The sequence below is a fragment of the Streptomyces sp. SCSIO ZS0520 genome (genome assembly GCF_025643355.1).
Lineage (GTDB): Bacteria > Actinomycetota > Actinomycetes > Streptomycetales > Streptomycetaceae > Streptomyces > Streptomyces physcomitrii.
The window spans coordinates 6496730-6514723 of the sequence record NZ_CP092644.1 but is presented as its reverse complement, the minus strand read 5'-3'; the positions used below and the strand labels follow the sequence as shown (position 1 = coordinate 6514723).

At 72.5% G+C, this 17994-nt stretch carries 10 protein-coding genes; 4 read left to right on the top strand and 6 right to left on the bottom strand.

Annotated features, from left to right (window positions below):
* Positions 1 to 84 precede the first annotated feature (84 nt).
* Positions 85 to 1851, top strand: a complete 1767-nt coding sequence (locus MID12_RS26315) for a glycoside hydrolase family 35 protein (protein WP_263171151.1) — start codon at positions 85 to 87, stop codon at positions 1849 to 1851.
* Between the two features lie 479 nt (positions 1852 to 2330).
* On the opposite strand, the gene MID12_RS26310 is transcribed toward MID12_RS26315, so the two are convergent.
* Positions 2331 to 5357, bottom strand: coding sequence for an endo-alpha-N-acetylgalactosaminidase family protein (locus MID12_RS26310; protein ID WP_263171149.1), 3027 nt, complete (start codon positions 5355 to 5357; stop codon positions 2331 to 2333).
* Positions 5358 to 5712: 355 nt separating this feature from the next.
* Entirely contained in the window at positions 5713 to 6492 is a 780-nt protein-coding gene (locus MID12_RS26305; protein ID WP_397914717.1) for a S1 family peptidase, read from the bottom strand.
* Positions 6493 to 6704: 212 nt separating this feature from the next.
* On the opposite strand from MID12_RS26305, the gene MID12_RS26300 reads away from it, so the two are divergent.
* A complete protein-coding gene (locus MID12_RS26300; protein ID WP_263171147.1) occupies positions 6705 to 7586 on the top strand; it encodes a hypothetical protein in 882 nt (293 codons plus the stop codon).
* A gap of 63 nt (positions 7587 to 7649) precedes the next feature.
* Here MID12_RS26300 and MID12_RS26295 read toward each other — a convergent pair whose 3' ends face one another.
* On the bottom strand, positions 7650 to 8168 hold the full coding sequence (locus tag MID12_RS26295; RefSeq protein WP_263171145.1) for an SRPBCC family protein: 519 nt from the start codon (positions 8166 to 8168) through the stop codon (positions 7650 to 7652).
* A gap of 438 nt (positions 8169 to 8606) precedes the next feature.
* On the opposite strand from MID12_RS26295, the gene MID12_RS26290 reads away from it, so the two are divergent.
* The gene (locus tag MID12_RS26290; RefSeq protein ID WP_263171143.1) at positions 8607 to 9524 is read left to right on the top strand and encodes a rhomboid family intramembrane serine protease; all 918 of its coding nucleotides are present in this window, start codon (positions 8607 to 8609) and stop codon (positions 9522 to 9524) included.
* Positions 9521 to 10387, top strand: a complete 867-nt coding sequence (locus MID12_RS26285) for a chitosanase (RefSeq protein ID WP_263171140.1) — start codon at positions 9521 to 9523, stop codon at positions 10385 to 10387. Before MID12_RS26290 ends, MID12_RS26285 begins: the two co-directional genes overlap by 4 nt.
* 271 nt (positions 10388 to 10658) lie before the next feature.
* Here the strand turns inward: MID12_RS26285 and MID12_RS26280 are convergent, their stop codons facing one another.
* The 3 genes from MID12_RS26280 to MID12_RS26270 all read right to left on the bottom strand — a co-directional run bounded on the left by MID12_RS26280 (position 10659) and on the right by MID12_RS26270 (position 17762).
* Positions 10659 to 12119, bottom strand: coding sequence for a glutamate synthase subunit beta (locus MID12_RS26280; RefSeq protein WP_040254490.1), 1461 nt, complete (start codon positions 12117 to 12119; stop codon positions 10659 to 10661).
* Positions 12112 to 16713: a glutamate synthase large subunit gene (gltB, locus tag MID12_RS26275; RefSeq protein WP_263171138.1), complete on the bottom strand. Its 4602-nt coding sequence runs from the start codon at positions 16711 to 16713 to the stop codon at positions 12112 to 12114. Before gltB ends, MID12_RS26280 begins: the two co-directional genes overlap by 8 nt.
* A 317-nt stretch (positions 16714 to 17030) precedes the next feature.
* The gene (locus MID12_RS26270) at positions 17031 to 17762 is read right to left on the bottom strand and encodes a VIT1/CCC1 transporter family protein (protein WP_040254487.1); all 732 of its coding nucleotides are present in this window, start codon (positions 17760 to 17762) and stop codon (positions 17031 to 17033) included.
* Positions 17763 to 17994: the final 232 nt, after the last annotated feature.

Below are 17994 nucleotides of genomic sequence, written 5' to 3'. Positions count from 1 at the left end.
ATGTCCCGCCGATCTTTGTCCATGGACCGAGTCGCCGCCAGGGGTGAGGGTGTCCGGTGCGGGACTGCGAGCGAAAGGCGCCAGATGCACGAGTTCAGGGTGGGCGAGGACGACTTCGAGCTGGACGGCCGCCCGCTGCGGCTGCTCTCCGGCGCCCTCCACTACTTCCGGGTCCACGAGAGCCAGTGGGGGCACCGCCTGGCGACGCTGCGGGCCATGGGCCTGAACTGCGTCGAGACCTATGTGCCGTGGAACCTGCACGAGCCGCGCCCCGGCGAGTACCGCGACCTGGACGCGCTCGGCCGCTTCCTGGACGCCGCCCGTCGGGCGGGCCTGTGGGCGATCGTGCGCCCCGGCCCGTACATCTGCGCCGAGTGGGAGAACGGCGGGCTGCCGCACTGGATCACCGGCCCGCTCGGCCCGCGCGCCCGCACCCGGGACGCCGTCTACGGGGCGGCGGTGGCCCGCTGGTTCACCGCGCTGCTCCCGCAGGTCGTCACCCGGCAGGTGGACCGCGGCGGCCCGGTCCTGATGGTCCAGGTCGAGAACGAGTACGGCTCCTACGGCTCGGACGCCCGGTACCTGGCGCAGCTGCGGGACCTGCTCCTGGACCTCGGGGTGAGCGTGCCGCTGTTCACCTCCGACGGCCCCGAGGACCACATGCTCACCGGGGGCAGCGTCCCCGGGGTGCTGGCCACCGCGAACTTCGGCTCCGGGGCGCGCGCCGCCTTCGCGACCCTGCGCAGGCACCGGCCGAAGGGGCCGCTGATGTGCATGGAGTTCTGGTGCGGCTGGTTCGACCACTGGGGCGCCGGACATGCCGTACGCGAACCGGGAGACGCGGCGAAGGCGCTGCGGGAGATCCTGGAGTGCGGCGCCTCGGTGAACCTGTACATGGCGCACGGCGGCACCAGCTTCGGCGGCTGGGCCGGCGCCAACCGGGCGGGCGAGCTGCACGACGGCCGCCTGCTCCCGGACGTCACCTCCTACGACTACGACGCCCCGATCGACGAGTACGGCCGCCCCACCCCGAAGTTCTTCGCCTTCCGCGAGGTGCTCGCCGCGTACGCCGAGGAGCCGCCGCCCGGGCTGCCCCCGGCACCCCCGTCCCTCGGCGCCCCGGTCTCCGTCCCGGTCCGGGAGCGGGTGCCGCTCGCCGAGGTGCTGGCCACGCTCGGCGGCCCCGAGACCGAGGGTCCGCTGCCGCCGAGCTTCGAGGAGCTGGACGTGGACCGCGGACTGGTCCGCTACACGGTACGGGTGCCGGGTCCGCGGCAGCCGTACCCGCTGAGCGCGCCCGGGCTGCGGGACCGCGCGGTGGTGTACGTGGACGGGCGGCGCGCCGGGGTGCTCACCGAGGAGCAGCCGGTGCTGCCGGAGCCGGTCGCGGGCCCCGCCGAGGTGGAGCTGTGGACCGAGTCGCTCGGCCGGGTCGGCTACGGCCCGCGCACCGGCGAGCCCAAGGGCGCCACCGGCGGCCTTCGGCACGAGCGCCAGTTCCTGCACGGGGTGCGGGCCCGCGGGCTGCGTCTGGACGCCTTCGACGCCGCCGAGCGGGTGCGCGCCCTGCCCTTCACGGCGGCACCCGGGGACGGCGCCGCGGGCCTGTACCGGGCGAGCGCCGAGATCCGCGGCGCGGGCGACGCGAGCCTGCGGCTGCCCGGCTGGACCCGCGGCTTCGTCTGGGTCAACGGCTTCTGCCTGGGCCGCTACTGGTCCCTCGGCCCGCAGGACTCCCTGTACGTACCCGGCCCGGTGCTGCGCGAGGGCCCCTGCGAGGTGTGGATCCTCGAACTCGAAGAGGCGGGCGGGGCGGTGGAGTTGAGCGGGGTGAGCGGCCCCGGGAGGTGAACGGGGTCCTCTCCACGGCGAGTAACGGGGTCCTCGGCACGGCGAGTTAGGCGGCGAAGCCGGATCGGCGCGTGAACAGGGTCGCCCGCTCGGCGAGTTGAGGAGGGCGCGGGGCCCGGCAAGGTGAACGAGGCTGTCGGCAGGGCGAGTTGATCGAGCCGCGGGCCGCCCCGCTCACCCGCGGGCCACGCCCGGAGCGCAGTCCCGCTCCACGCACGGGGCCCGGTTCCGACGTACGGAACCGGGCCCTGTCATGGCCTGTGCGGACCGCCCGCGCCGGTTGGTCGGGCCCGGCGCGGGCGGTTTCCCCCGGCGCCCCGGTGGGGCGCCCGAGCGGGGGACCGGCCGGGGCACGGGGCCCCGGCCGGTCCGGGGCGGAGAGCGCCCGAGGAGGTGGGCGCTCTCCGCCGAGGGGGACCGCCGCCGCGGTCCCTCGCGCGGGGCGGGCGGTTGCGGGTCCGCCCGCCCCTGCCGAAGGGTCAGACCTCCCGGACCTCGAAGGCGTCCAGGACGAACTCGGCCGTGCCGTCCTTGCCGGTCTTGCGCAGCCCGACCCAGGCCTCGCCCTTCTCCGGAGCCGTGAACTCGTAGCGGAGCACGGTCGGTTCCGTGGCGGCCGGCAGCTTCCTGCGGTCGAGTTCACGGGCGCCGGGCTCGTCGACGCCGGTGATCCAGGCGTACTGGTCCGCCTTCTCGTTCTCGTAGCGGAAGGAGACCCGGTACCTCCTGCCCGGCTCGAAGCGGACGGTGTGCGGCACCGTGCGGTAGACCAGTCCCTCGTTCTCGCCGCGGGACTTCAGGGACTCGCTGCCCTCGATGACATCGTCGATCGCCTTCCCGTTCCAGCCGCGCTGGGTGTACGGGGCGTGCTTCTGCGCGATATGGGTGCGCGGGTCGGTGCTGTCCCCGGCGTCGCCCTTGACGAAGGGGCCCCAGCCCTGCGGCACCTGCTCGAAGTCCTCGAAGACCAGGGCGCCTTCCTTGGCGGACCGCTGCGCGGGCACCACCCGCACCGCGTCGAAGCGGACCCGGGCCTTGCCCTCCCCCGCGGTCAGGGCGAGTTCGACGGGCCCGCCGCCCTCGGGGACGGTGAACCAGGTGAACAGGCGCTGGAAGCGGGTCTTCTGCTTGCGGTCGGAGGCGACGTAGTTCCCGGCCGTGGAGGTCTCGGTGAAGTTGACCGCGCGCTCGCCGTCCGCGGTGCGCACCTCCAGGGCCGCCCGGCGCCGCTCCCCCGCCTTCTCGCCGACCTCGACCTGTACGGAGGCCGCGTAGCTCCCCGGGGCTAGGCGGCCGAGGGTCTGCGAGACGCTGGCCGCGCCGCCCGCGCCGATGACGAGTTCGTGGTCGCCGCGCTCGCTGCGCACCACCCGGGCCGGGCCCTTCGCGCGCCAGCCGGACAGGTCGCCGGAGTGGAAGCCGGGGTTGCGCACCGGGGTGTGCTGGCCCCAGTCGGCCTCGGCGCCCTCGCGGACCCGGCGCGGGTGCACCACGTAGGGCTGCTTCGCCTCGGCGTCCAGGGTGATCTTCCCGCCGCGCACCCGGGCGTCGGTGACATGGACGCGGCCCTGGTCGGTCAGCCGGTAGACGCTGACGGTGGAGCGGTGCGCCCAGCCGCGGGGCAGCTGCCAGGTGCTGCGGCCGCCCTTCGGGTGGTAGTGGTACAGCTTCTCCGGGTCGGTGGCCCGGCGCGGCTGCCAGGGCAGCAGATAGCTGCCGCCGTCGTAGACGAGACGGCCGTCGGTGGTGATCTTCCGGGTGCCGTCCGCGTCGGAGACGGCGGTGCGGGTGGCGCCGAAGAAGGTGACCTCGTGCGCGCTCCACTTCTTGATCGGCTGCGCCTGGAGGTACTTGGCCGGGAGGGCGTCGGTCCAGATGATCTCGTAGAACTCCGACCAGTCGGTCTTGCCGACCCAGCCCTCGTAGTTGCCCATCCGGCCGTGGCCGAGCAGCGTCGGCCACTTGTCGGCGAAGACGTCCTTCTGGTGGTGGCGTACGAAGCGGATCAGCTGGGAGTTGAGGCCGCGGGAGGTGTCGGCGCCGTAGTCGGGCTCATTGGCCCAGTGCGACCAGACCGAGGAGCGCTCCAGGCCGTGGCCCCACTCGGTGGTGACGATCCAGCCCTGCTCGGCGAGGGCCCGCTGGAGCCGGTCGGAGTTCCAGCCGGACTCGCGGAAGACGTCGATGTAGAGGGTGTTGAGCGCCGGGTCGGTCTGGGCGCGCAGGTCGGCGAAGCGCTTGACGATGTCGCCGGAGACCAGATCGCGGCGGGGGTCGATCCGGTAGGACTGGTCGAGCCAGTCCCACTGCTTGTCCTCCTTGTCGACCAGGGTCTCCGAGAAGGACTCGGCCACCGGGTACGACTCGGTGGCGTTGACGTGCACCGAGAAGTCGCTGTTCCACCTGCGGCCCTCGCGGACCAGGGCGTTCAGCTCGTCGAGTCCGCCCGCGCGCTTGTTGTAGTTGCCCGCGTAGTCGGGGTGCGCCGAGTCGTGGCCCTCGGAGGCGTACCCCTTGATCAGGGTGTACTGCCGCAGCCCGTCGGTGGCCAGGTTGATCCGCTTGACCTCGTCGAGGGTGGCGAGGAAGGGGTTGGTGGCCTGGGAGGCGAAGTTGAAGGGGATGTGGGCGACGACGCGCAGATGCTGGTCCTCGGCGCCGCGCGGGTTGACCATCACGTCCCGGAAGGCGATCGCGGCGTCCTGCCAGTCGACCTTGCCGTCGTCGTTGCGGTCCCCGGTGACGATCACCGCGGCGTAGGGCAGCGGCTCGGTGGCGTCCACCGGCGAGGTGGCCGCGCGGTGCGTCCACTGGCCGGGGGCGAGCTGGGCCTTCACATAGCCCTCGGCGCGGACGGTGCTGTGCCACAGCCGCCCGTTCTCCCAGCTGGTCTTCTCGTCCGTCCGGTCCCAGACGGTGTTGGTCTCGAAGGCGCCGCCGAGCCTGTCGTGGGCGAGCACCGCGTAGGCGCACCCGGCGGGCGCCGCGGCCGGGGTGTCCTTTACGGGCCGTACGAAGGTGTCGCCGCTCCTGGCCTTGTCCAGCTGCACCTTGGCCGCGAGGAGGGTCGCCCCGGGCTGGTCGCTGCGGACGGAGAGCAGGGCGAGCCCGGGGATCTGGAGCGTGCCCACCCGCAGGGCCTCGGTGTCGGCGATCCGGGTCACCCGCCAGTCGACGCGGCGGCCCTCGACCGAGATGCGGACCTCGATCCGGGTGCCGCCCTCGAAGTCGAGCCGGTAGTCGGCGTGGTCGCCGCGCAGCCGGGAGCCGACCTTCGGGGTGTGCTCCTCGCCGTCGACGAGGACGGTGGTGACCTCGTCCTCCTGGCCGTGCAGCACGGCGCGGTCCGCGCGGTCGGTGTAGCTGATGACGCGGGGGAAGCCGGTGGCCACCCGCACCTCCAGCTCACGGGAGCGGATGACACCGTCCGCGGGCGCCGCGGCGGCGGTGCCCCCGAGGCCCCCGAGGGCGACTCCGGCTCCGGCCAGGGCTCCCGCCGCGACCACGGTCCTTCTCCTCGGCGCAAACGTGTCTGACTGCAAGGCACACCCTCCTGAGGATCAACTTCCGTGGCCGTAACCATGCTGCTGACCGGCCGGTCAGGCCCATGGACAAAGGAGGCGCAGGTCTTGGACTAACGTCCGCACCCGCGCGGCGGACCCCGCGGTGAACGGGCGGGGAACGGCACGCGGGCGAAGGGGGCCGGACACGGAACAGGACCCGGAGCGGCACAGCGGCTCCGGGTCCTGCTCGTCGTACGGGTACTGCGGTGCACCAGTGCTGCGGTGGTGCGCGTCCGGTCGAGCGGGTGCTCAGTTCAGCGTGGGCGCCCGCCGGTGGGGGGACGGTGGTGCTGCCGGGTCACAGACCCTGGGCGGCCTCGGCGATGTCCGCGGCGAAGGTCGAGACCTCGGTGTAGACGCCGGGGTAGCCGGGCTGGGCGCAGCCCTGGCCCCAGGAGACGATGCCGACCTGGATGAAGGCGCCGGAGTCGTCCTTGCGGAACATGGGACCGCCGGAGTCGCCCTGGCAGGTGTCGACGCCGCCCTCCTCGATGAGGCCGGCGCAGATCTCCTCGTCCGGGGTCAGGTCGTCGCCGTAGGCGTTGCCGCAGGCGGCGTCGTCCACGAAGGGGACCTCGGCCTTGAGCAGGTAGCGCTGCTGGTCGCCACCCTCCTTGTCGGCACCCCAGCCGGCGACGGTGAAGTCACCCTCGTTGTAGCTGGCGTCGGTGGCGATCTTCAGGGTGGGCTGGTCGATCGGCTTGTCCAGCTTGATCAGGGCCCAGTCCTTGCCCTTGCCGTTGTAGCCGGGGGCCTGCAGGACCTCGGTGGACTGCGCGGTGATCGCGTCGCTGCTCTCCAGGTCCACGACACCACCGGTGGCGGTGATGCTGGTGTCCGGGCCGGAGCCGTCCACACAGTGGGCCGCGGTCAGGACGATGTCCTGCTCGTAGAGTGCGCCACCACAGCCCATCGACAGCCGGACCATGAAGGGGAATTCGCCCTGCTCGGCCGGGGTTCCGCCGACGACGGGCGCCGGAGCGGCCTGGGCGGCGGGCTGAAGGGAGAAGGCGGCGAGCGTGACGGCGCCGGCGGCGAGAAGTCTCTTCGTCGTGCTGATCTTCGTAGAGCGCTTCAACGTTCTTCCTTTCGTGGGGGGTTGAACGCGCCAACAGGCCACGGGCCGCCCGCCTGTGCGTGGGGGTGGCATGGGCCCGTCAAAGCGTTGTTGGATTATGGGGACGCGCGTCACCAAACGACAAGAGGGCAAAAACCAGCCAGCGGCCGGAAAGTGCTCTCGGATACCGTCCCGAATCGGGACGGCTTCGACTCCTGACCGGGGGTGTGTGCATGGCGGACAGCGGACCGGTGGCTCGCGGTTTTCCGCATCTGGACACCGTCCACGCGGCACTGACCGCGCTCTATCGGCGACTTTCGGCCAGCGGCATCCAGGCTTTCGGCCTGAGCGTCGCGCCCTCGGACGTCGCCTTCGACGAGGAGGAGGACCTGCACCTCGGCGCGCAGCGGATCGCGGGCGCGCTGGTGCGGCACTACCGGCTGCCGGACGCCCGCGCCGTGGTGAGCTTCCGGGAGATGACCCACGCCGCCACCGTCGAACTGACCGCGGGGCCCGAGTACTTCATCGAGCTGAACAACCGCTTCCGCGGCCACCGCAGGGACATCGGCGCCGCCCTCGCGCACGAGATCGCGCATGTCCTGCTGCACCGCCTGGACCTGTCCTTCCCGGGCACCCGGGACAACGAGATCCTCACCGACACCGTGACCGCCTACCTCGGCGCGGGCTGGCTGCTGCTCGACGCCTTCCGCGCGGACGCCCTCTCCTCGCAGAAGCTCGGCTACCTCACCCCCGAGGAGTTCGGCTACGTACTCGCCCTGCGCGCCCGGCACTTCGACGAGGACCCCGCGCCCTGGTTCACCAGCCCCCAGGCGTACCCGGCCTACCAGGAGGGCCTGGCCATGGCCCGGCACGAAGGACGCCGCCCCCCGCTCGCGGCGGCCGGCTGGGCCGATCGCCGCCGCTACGCCAGGGACCGCCGCCAGGCCCGGGCGGGCGACCAGCTCACCACCGCCCCCTACCGCTTCGAGGGCCTTGGCCCCGCCTCGGTCTCCTTCGCCTGCCCGGCCTGCTTCCAGCGGATCCGGGTGCCGGTACGGGGCAGGCTGCGCGCCCGGTGCTCCCTGTGCGGCACCGTGCACGACTGCGAGACCTGACCGCGGGCGGCGCCGCTCACCGGGCCCGGGCGGCGGCGCTCACCCGCCCCGGGGCGCCGCCGCTCACTCCCCGCGGGTGGTGCCGCGTTCCAGCTGCCGCTTGAGCGTCGCGAGGGTGTGCCGGATGTTGCCCCGCTGGAAGTCGGCGAAGACCTTGCCGCGGGTGACCGCCTTGTCGAAGCCGTTGGCGAGGAAATCCGGCCAGGAGCGGCGGTCGTCGGTCCAGGTCTCGGTCACCTGGGTGCCGCCGTCCACCGCCTCGAAGCGGTACTCCCAGCTCGCGATCCTGGAGGGCAGCGCGAGGCGCCGGGGCCCGAACGCCCGCACCCGGAAGGCGAACCGCTCCCCCGGCTCGGCGGCGGTGACCACGCACTGGGTCGTCCACTTCACGCCACCGCGCTTGTTGTGCCCGGCGAAACGCAGCCCGACCCTGGTGCCCTGGCCCCATCCCTCGCCCAGCGTGGCGCCCTGGTTCTCCGGGCTCCAGCTCGCCATCCGGCGCGGATCGCTGATCTGCTCGTAGACCTCCTCCGGGTCGAGGGCGATGACGATGCTGTCCGAGACGGTGAAGGTACGCGGCATGTGCGGGGCTCCGATCGTAGGCTGCCGACGTTAGACGGCGGCCCCCACCAGGGGGAGAGCGGAACGGCGAGAGTCACATCACGGAGTGCGGCCAAGGAACGCGGGCACACTGCTGAGGGACATCGGCCCCCAGGACCCGGACGCCTGCGTACGGATGCGCCGCGCTCCGCCGATGACAACCCGCCTCGGCGGCCCGCCGCCCTGGGAGCGGGTGGAGGCGGGTGGAGAGCGGAAGGACCGGGGCGGCCGAGGCGTAGCCGGGACGGCGGCCCGATCCGGCCGTCTCCACCCGCCCGCTCCACCCGGCGCAGCGGCGGGACTTCGGCCCTACTCATCCCGTTCGCTACATTGTTCGCCGCGCCGCCCCACCGGCTCCCGGCCCTGCCCGCCCCGCGAGGCGCAGCGCCCGTCCCGTCCCCGACCCCCGAGGAGCCGCGCGTGGATGCCACAGTCTCCACCTGCTTCCGCCACCCCGAGGTGGAGACCCCTGTCCACTGTGCCCGGTGCCGGCGGCCCGTCTGCCCGGACTGCGTACGGGAGGCCGCGGACGGCCCCCGGTGCGTGGAGTGCTCCGCCGAGGACGAGGGGGCGGCACAGCGGCAGCCGGGTACCGCCTTCGGAGGCGGCGGCCTGCCCGTGGCCGTGGTCACGTACGCGCTGATCGGGCTCAATCTGCTCTTCTTCCTCGGGGAGTTGGTGCGCCCGGAGATCCTGGACCAGTTCGGGATGCTGGGCGCGGGCATGCGGGGTCCGGACGGGGAGCACTACGTGCACCAGGACCCGGTGCCGCCCGGCTTCACGGCGGAGGGCGTGGTCGCGGGCGAGTGGTACCGGCTGCTGACCGGGGCCTTCCTGCACCTCTCCCCCACCGAGGGCCTCTTCGGGATCCTGCACATCGGGCTGAACATGTTCTCGCTGTGGAACATCGGCCGGGTGGTGGAGCTCCAGCTCGGCCGGGTCCGCTATCTCGCCCTGTATCTGCTCTCCGCGCTCGGCAGCTCGGTGCTCGTACTGCTGCTCGCCCCGGACACCGACACGGTGGGCGCCTCGGGCGCGATCTTCGGCCTCGGCGCCGCCTGCTACGTGGTGGGCCGCCGCCTCGGCGCACCCCGCGAGGCGGTGAACCGGATGCTCGGCGGACTCCTGGTGTGGATGCTGGTCTCCGCCGGATTCGCCTCCTGGCAGGGGCACTTGGGCGGGCTGCTGACCGGCGCCCTGGTCGCGGCCGCCTTCGCCTGGGCACCGCGCGCCCGCCGCCTCCCGGTCCAGGGCGCGGCCTGCGCGATCGTCCTCCTCGTCCTCCTCGTCCTGGCCGCCGTGAAGGTGTCCTCGCTGACCGGGTCGGGTGCCGCATGAGACGCACCGGCTGGGCCCTGTTCGCGGTGGCGCCCGTGGCGACGGCGCTGGTCTTCCTCTTCACCCCGGGCTCCGAGGACGGCTCCTCGGGCGGCGGCGCGCACTCCGCCGCGGCCGAACGCGCCCGGGACGACGCCCAGATCGCGAAGCTGCCGCCCGGGCTCGCGGCGCCCGCCAAGAAGGAGATCGCCCAGCAGCTGGTGGCCAGCGCGGAGAACTCCACCCTCGACTGGCGCGGCCAGTACGGCTATATCGAGGACATCGGCGACGGCCGCGGCTACACCGCCGGGATCATCGGCTTCTGCAGCGGCACCCACGATCTGCTCACCCTGGTCGCGCGCTACAGCGAGGACCACCCGGACAACCGGCTCGCCCGCTTCCTGCCCGCCCTGCGCGCGGTCGACGGCAGCGACGCGCACACCGGCCTCGGCCCCGCCTTCACCGCGGCCTGGCGCGCGGAGGCCGCCCGCCCCGCCTTCCGCGCCGCCCAGGACGCCGAACGCGACCGCGTCTACTTCGAGCCCGCCGTCCGCCTCGCCAAACTCGACGGCCTCGGCACGCTGGGCCAGTTCGCCTACTACGACGCCATGGTGCTGCACGGCCCCGGCACCGGCCCGGACGGCTTCTACGGCATCCGCGAGGCCACCCTGGACGAGACCGACCTCCCCTCCCAGGGCGGCAGGGAGAAGGCGTACCTCGACATCTTCCTCGACAAGCGCCGCGCGGCGATGAAGAAGCACCGCTCCGACCGCGACACCAGCCGCATCGACACCGCCGAGCGCCAGTTCCTCTACGACGGCAACCTGGAGCTGCGTACGCCGCTGACCTGGCGGGTGTACGGGGAGGAGTACCGGATTCCCTGACCCGGCGGGCAGGGGCGCGCCGAGTGGCCGAACCGCACCTCCTCACGCCCCAACTCCCCTTTCCCGCACCGGACTTCTGGGATGGTGTCCGCCTGTTTCCGGGCGGGATAGGAGGCGGTGCGGAGGGGGCCGGACGCTCCGCACCGCCCGCCGCCCCCGGAACCTCCACGGCGCCCGCCGTCCGGTCGGGGACGAGGCGGGCGCCGTGGTCGTGGTCCGTACTTCCTTGTACGGCACGTGTGATGCGCGCTGGTGGAGCGGGCCGGGGGCCTCAGACCACCAGCGAGCGGTCGGTGGGGCGGACCGGGCGGGGCAGCGAGCTGACGCCGGTGAGGAACTTGTCGACGCCGCGGGCGGCCGAGCGGCCCTCTGCGATCGCCCACACGATGAGGGACTGGCCGCGGCCCGCGTCACCGGCGACGAAGACGCCGGGGACATTGGTCTCGTAGTCGGCGTCGCGGGCGATGTTGCCGCGCTCGTCGAGGTCGAGGCCGAACTGGGCGACCATGCCGTTGTCCTGGTCGGTGCCGGTGAAGCCCATGGCGAGGGTGACCAGCTGGGCGGGGATGACGCGCTCGGTGCCCGGCTTCTGGGTCGGCTTGCCGTCGACGAACTCGACCTCGATCAGGTGCAGGGACTGCACCTTGCCGTCCTCGTCGCCCTCGAAGTGGGTGGTGGAGACGGAGTAGACCCGCTCGCCGCCCTCCTCGTGCGCGGAGGTGACCTTGTACAGCATCGGGAAGGTCGGCCACGGCTGGTGCGGGGCGCGGTCCTCGCCGGGCCGCGGCATGATCTCCAGCTGGGTGACCGAGGCGGCGCCCTGGCGGTGGGCGGTGCCCACGCAGTCGGCGCCGGTGTCGCCGCCGCCGATGACGACGACGTGCTTGCCCTCGGCGGTGATCGGCGGGGCGACGTAGTCGCCCTCCTGCACCTTGTTGGAGAGCGGCAGGTACTCCATGGCCTGGTGGATGCCGTCCAGGTCCCGGCCCGGCACCGGCAGGTCGCGGGCGGTGGTGGCCCCGGCGGCGACGACCACGGCGTCGTAGCGCTTGCGCAGCTTGGCGGCGTCGAGGTCCCGGCCGATCTCCACCCCGGTACGGAACTTGGTGCCCTCCGCGCGCATCTGCTCGATACGGCGGTTGATGTGCCGCTTCTCCATCTTGAACTCGGGGATGCCGTAGCGCAGGAGCCCGCCGATGCGGTCGGCGCGCTCGAAGACCGCGACGGTGTGCCCGGCCCGGGTGAGCTGCTGGGCGGCGGCGAGGCCGGCCGGTCCGGAGCCGATGACGGCGACCGTCTTGCCGGAGAGGCGCTCCGGGGCCTGCGGGACGACCGAGCCGGTCTCCCAGGCCTTGTCGATGATGGAGACCTCGACGTTCTTGATGGTCACCGCGGGCTGGTTGATGCCGAGCACGCAGGCCGACTCGCAGGGCGCGGGACACAGCCGCCCGGTGAACTCCGGGAAGTTGTTGGTGGCGTGCAGCCGCTCGCCGGCGGCCTCCCAGTCCTCGCGGTAGGCGAAGTCGTTCCACTCGGGGATCAGGTTCCCGAGCGGGCAGCCGTTGTGGCAGAAGGGGATGCCGCAGTCCATGCAGCGGCTGGCCTGCTTCGAGATGATCGGCAGCAGCGAGCCGGGGACGTAGACCTCGTTCCAGTCCTTGACGCGCTCCTCGACCGGACGGGACTGGGCGACCTCGCGGCCGTGGTTCAGAAAGCCCTTGGGATCAGCCATTGGTCGCCGCCTCCATCATCTTCTCGGTGATCTCGGACTCGGAGAGCCCGGCCTGCTCGGCGGCGTCCTTGGCGGCGAGCACTGCCTTGTACGTACTGGGGATGATCTTGGAGAACCGGGCCAGGCTCGCGTCCCAGTCGGCGAGCAGTTTCTCGGCGACGGTGGAGCCGGTCTCCTCCTGGTGGCGCCGCACGGCCTCGTGCAGCCACTGGCGGTCGGTCTCGTCCAGCTCCTCGATCGCGGACTGGTTGCCGGCGTTGACGTTGTCCGGGTCGAGGTCGATGACGTACGCGATGCCGCCGGACATGCCGGCCGCGAAGTTGCGCCCGGTCTGACCGAGGACGACCGCGTGGCCGCCGGTCATGTACTCGCAGCCGTGGTCGCCCACGCCCTCGGAGACGACGGTCGCCCCGGAGTTGCGGACGCAGAAGCGCTCGCCGGTGCGGCCGCGCAGGTACAGCTCGCCGCCGGTGGCGCCGTAGGCGATGGTGTTGCCCGCGATGGTGGAGAACTCCGCGAGGTGGTCGGCGCCGCGGTCCGGGCGGACCACGATCCGGCCGCCGGACAGGCCCTTGCCGACGTAGTCGTTGGCGTCGCCCTCCAGGCGCAGGGTGATGCCGCGCGGCACGAAGGCGCCGAAGGACTGGCCCGCGCTGCCGGTGAAGGTGATGTCGATGGTGTCGTCGGGCAGTCCGCCGCCGCCGAACTTCTTGGTCACCTCGTGGCCGAGCATGGTGCCGACGGTGCGGTTGATGTTGCGGATGGCGATCTGCGCGCGCACCGGCTGGGCGTCGCCCGCGGACTCGGCGGACAGGGCGTCGGCGGCCAGCTTGATCAGCTGGTTGTCGAGCGCCTTCTCCAGGCCGTGGTCCTGGTCGACGAGCTGGTGGCGTACGGCGCCCTCGGGCAGGTCCGGGACGTGGAACAGCGGGGCGAGGTCCAGGCCCTGGGCCTTCCAGTGGTCCACGGCGCGGCTGGTGTCCAGGTGCTCGGCGTGGCCGATGGCCTCGTCGAGGCTGCGGAAGCCCAGCTCGGCGAGGAGTTCGCGGACCTCCTCGGCGATGAACTCGAAGAAGTTGACCACGTACTCGGCCTTGCCGGAGTAGCGCTCGCGCAGCGTCGGGTTCTGGGTGGCGATGCCGACCGGGCAGGTGTCCAGGTGGCAGACGCGCATCATGATGCAGCCGGAGACCACGAGCGGCGCGGTGGCGAAGCAGTACTCCTCGGCGCCGAGCAGGGCGGCGATGACCACGTCGCGGCCGGTCTTGAGCTGGCCGTCGGTCTGCACGGTGATGCGGTCGCGCAGCCCGTTGAGCAGCAGGGTCTGCTGGGTCTCGGCGAGGCCCAGCTCCCAGGGACCGCCCGCGTGCTTGAGGGAGGTCAGCGGGGAGGCGCCGGTGCCGCCGTCGTGGCCGGAGATGAGGACCACGTCCGCGTGCGCCTTGGAGACGCCCGCGGCGACCGTGCCGACGCCGACCTCGGAGACCAGCTTCACGTGGATGCGGGCCTCGGGGTTGGCGTTCTTCAGGTCGTGGATGAGCTGGGCGAGGTCCTCGATGGAGTAGATGTCGTGGTGCGGCGGCGGCGAGATCAGGCCCACGCCCGGCGTGGAGTGCCGGGTCTTGGCGACCCAGGGGTAGACCTTGTGGCCGGGCAGCTGGCCGCCCTCGCCGGGCTTGGCGCCCTGGGCCATCTTGATCTGGATGTCGTCGGCGTTGACCAGGTACTCGCTGGTCACGCCGAAGCGGCCGGAGGCGACCTGCTTGATCGCCGAGCGGCGCGCGGGGTCGTAGAGCCGGTCCGCGTCCTCGCCGCCCTCGCCGGTGTTGGACTTGCCGCCCAGCTGGTTCATGGCGATGGCGAGGGTCTCGTGCGCCTCCTGGGAGATGGAGCCGTACGACATGGCGCCGGTGGAGAAGCGCTTGACGATCGCGCTGACCGGCTCGACCTCCTCGATCGGCACCGAGGGGCGGTCGGAGGCGAAGCCGAAGAGTCCGCGCAGCGTCATCAGGCGCTCGGACTGCTCGTTGACCCGGTCCGTGTACTGCTTGAAGACGTCGTAGCGGCCGCTGCGCGCCGAGTGCTGGAGGCGGAAGACCGTCTCCGGGTCGAAGAGGTGCGGCTCGCCCTCGCGGCGCCACTGGTACTCGCCGCCGATCTCCAGGGCGCGGTGCGCCGGGGCGATGCCGGTGGCCGGGTAGGCCTTGGCGTGCCGGGCGGCGACCTCCTTGGCGACGACGTCGATGCCGACTCCGCCGATCTTGGTGGCGGTGCCGTCGAAGTACTTGGCGACGAACTCCTCGTCCAGGCCGACCGCCTCGAAGACCTGCGCGCCCCGGTAGGAGGCGACGGTGGAGATGCCCATCTTGGACATCACCTTCAGGACGCCCTTGCCGAGGGCGTGGATGAGGTTGCGGATGGCCTGCTCGGGCTCGGTGCCCGGCAGGAAGGTGCCGGCCCGCACCAGGTCCTCGACGGACTCCATCGCCAGGTACGGGTTGACGGCGGCGGCGCCGAAGCCGATGAGCAGCGCGATGTGGTGCACCTCGCGCACGTCGCCCGCCTCGACGAGCAGGCCGACCTGGGTGCGCTGCTTGGTGCGGATCAGATGGTGGTGGACGGCCGAGGTGAGCAGCAGCGAGGGGATCGGCGCGTGCTCGGCGTCGGAGTGCCGGTCGGAGAGCACGATCAGCCGGGCGCCGGCCTCGATGGCGGCGTCGGCCTCGGCGCAGATCTCGTCCAGGCGGGCGGCGAGGGCGTCCCCGCCGCCGCCGACGCGGTAGAGGCCGGAGAGGGTCGCGGCCTTCATGCCGGGCATGTCGCCGTCGGCGTTGATGTGGATGAGCTTGGCCAGCTCGTCGTTGTCGATCACCGGGAAGGGCAGGGTGACGCTACGGCAGGAGGCCGCGGTCGGCTCCAGGAGGTTGCCCTGCGGACCGAGCGAGGAGTAGAGCGAGGTGACCAGTTCCTCGCGGATGGCGTCCAGCGGCGGGTTGGTGACCTGCGCGAAGAGCTGGGTGAAGTAGTCGAAGAGCAGCCGGGGGCGCTTGGAGAGGGCGGCGATGGGGGTGTCGGTGCCCATCGAGCCGATCGGTTCGGCACCGGCCTTGGCCATCGGGGCGAGCAGCACGCGCAGCTCTTCCTCGGTGTAGCCGAAGGTCTGCTGGCGGCGGGTGACCGAGGCGTGGGTGTGCACGATGTGCTCCCGCTCGGGCAGGTCCTCCAGCTCGATCTCGCCGGTCTCCAGCCAGTCCTCGTAGGGCTGCTCGGCGGCGAGGGCGGCCTTGATCTCGTCGTCCTCGATGATGCGGTGCTCGGCGGTGTCCACCAGGAACATCCGGCCGGGCTGGAGGCGGCCCTTGCGGACGACCTTGGCCGGGTCGATGTCGAGGACGCCGACCTCGGAGCCGAGCACGACCAGGCCCTCGTCGGTGACCCAGTAGCGGCCGGGGCGCAGTCCGTTGCGGTCGAGGACGGCGCCGACCTGGGTGCCGTCGGTGAAGGTGACGCAGGCCGGGCCGTCCCAGGGCTCCATCAGGGTGGCGTGGTACTGGTAGAAGGCCCGCCGGGCCGGCTCCATGGAGGCGTGGTTCTCCCAGGCCTCCGGGATCATCATGAGCACGCTGTGCGGCAGCGAGCGTCCGCCGAGGTGGAGCAGTTCCAGGACCTCGTCGAAGGAGGCCGAGTCGGAGGCGTCCGGCGTGCAGACCGGGAAGGTCCGGGAGAAGTCCTTGCCCTCGCCGAACAGCTCGGAGGCGAGCTGCGACTCGCGGGCCCGCATCCAGTTGCGGTTGCCCTTGACGGTGTTGATCTCACCGTTGTGCGCGACGAAGCGGTACGGGTGGGCCAGCGGCCAGCTCGGGAAGGTGTTGGTGGAGAAGCGGGAGTGGACCAGGGCGATGGCGCTGCCGAAGCGGCGGTCGGACAGGTCCGGGAAGAAGGGCTCCAGCTGACCGGTGGTGAGCATGCCCTTGTAGACGATGGTCCGCGCGGACAGCGAGGGGAAGTACACCCCGGCCTCGCGCTCGGCGCGCTTGCGCAGCGCGAAGGCCTTGCGGTCCAGGGCGATGCCGGTGTTCTCGCCGTCGCCGACGAAGAGCTGCCGGAAGGCGGGCATGGTCGCGTGGGCGATGCTGCCGAGCAGCTCGGGGGCGACCGGCACCTCGCGCCAGCCGAGGACGGTCAGCTCCTCCTCGGCGGCGATGGCCTCGATACGGGCGAGGGCCTCGGCGTTCTCGGCGCGCGGCAGGAAGGCGATGCCGACGGCGTAGGCGCCCTGCTCGGGCAGCTCGAAGTCGGTGACCTCGCGCAGGAAGGCGTCCGGGACCTGGGTGAGGATGCCCGCGCCGTCGCCGGAGTCGGGCTCGGAGCCGGTGGCGCCGCGGTGCTCCAGATTCCGCAGCACCGTGAGCGCCTGCTCGACCAGCTGATGCTCCGCCTTGCCCGTGAGGGTGGCGACGAAGCCGACACCGCAGGCGTCGTGCTCGTTGCGCGGGTCGTACATACCCTGCGCGGCAGGGCGAGCATCCATGTGCGACCAGGCGGTGGCGGCCTGGGGCGAGGAGTGCTGGGACGGCTGGCGCGGCGAACGCATCGGCTCTCCCGTCGTCGTCGTGGCAATGTGCGTGCCGAGGGACGACGTTGGCCCTCTGCGAAATTTCGTGCAGGTTACATGATGGAACGCTTCTCGAAAACCGGATAGTTCATTCCAGCATGCGGACATCGCGCGTGCCATCGCTCGTGCGACCGAGAGGTGTGAGAGGGGCCGGACGGATGGCTGAGCCGACGCGGACCCGGGTGCGGCGCGAGCTTCATTGCCCGCGGTGCTTACGGCTCATGCCCCCGGTTCCCGCGTTCGAAACCGCCTGGTAACAACTACTTATGCAGGGGTCCGTATAGCTCCGCAGCCCCTCATCCTACGGCCGCACCGATCAGATGGCCCAGGGCGTACGTCACACCGGCCGCAGCCCCGCCGAGCGCCAGCTGCCGCAGCCCGCTGTACCACCAGCTGCGCGCGGTCACCGCGGCCACCGCCGCACCGCAGGCGAAGAGACCGGCCAGCGCGAGCAGCAGGGCGGGCCACAGCGAGGTGGCGCCGAGCAGATAGGGCAGCACGGGCAGCAGCGCGCCCAGCGCGAAGGCGCCGAAGGAGGAGAAGGCCGCCACCAGCGGGGAGGGCAGCTCGCCGGGGTCGACGCCGAGTTCCTCGCGGGCGTGGATCTCCAGGGCCTGCTCGGGGTCCTTCGACAGCTGCCGGGCGACCTGCCGCGCCACCGCGGGCTCCACGCCGCGGCCCACGTACAGCGCGGCGAGCTCGGCCTCCTCGTCCTCGGGAAAGGCGCGCAGCTCCCGGCGCTCCACCGCGAGCTCCGCCTCGACCAGCTCCCGCTGCGAGGCCACCGAGGTGTACTCGCCGGCCGCCATGGAGAACGCCCCGGCGGCCAGTCCCGCGAGCCCGGTCAGCGCGATGGCGCCCGGGCCCACGCTGCCGCCCGCGACACCGGTCATCAGCGCCAGATTGGACACCAGGCCGTCCATCGCGCCGAACACCGCGGGCCGCAGCCAGCCGCCGTTGACCTCGCGGTGGGTGTGGTTGTCGCGGTGCGCCGCGTGCGGCGTGGCACCGGTCTCGACGACGGCCATGTGACTTCCCCTTCCGCGCCGGGGCGCTCCCGGTACCACTTCCGGTGGCCCGGCACCCCCGCGACGTCTTCGAAAGTACGCGCGAAAAATCGCTCTCGCCAGCAAGGAAGGCCGTGCTTACCGGGGTGGCGCCCGCCCCCGAAGGCCCCCTCGGGCGGCGGCCGTGCGCGGTACGCGGCGTGCCTGTGCCCTTGATCACGCCGCCGCGGGGCAGTCTTCCCCTGGCGGCGCT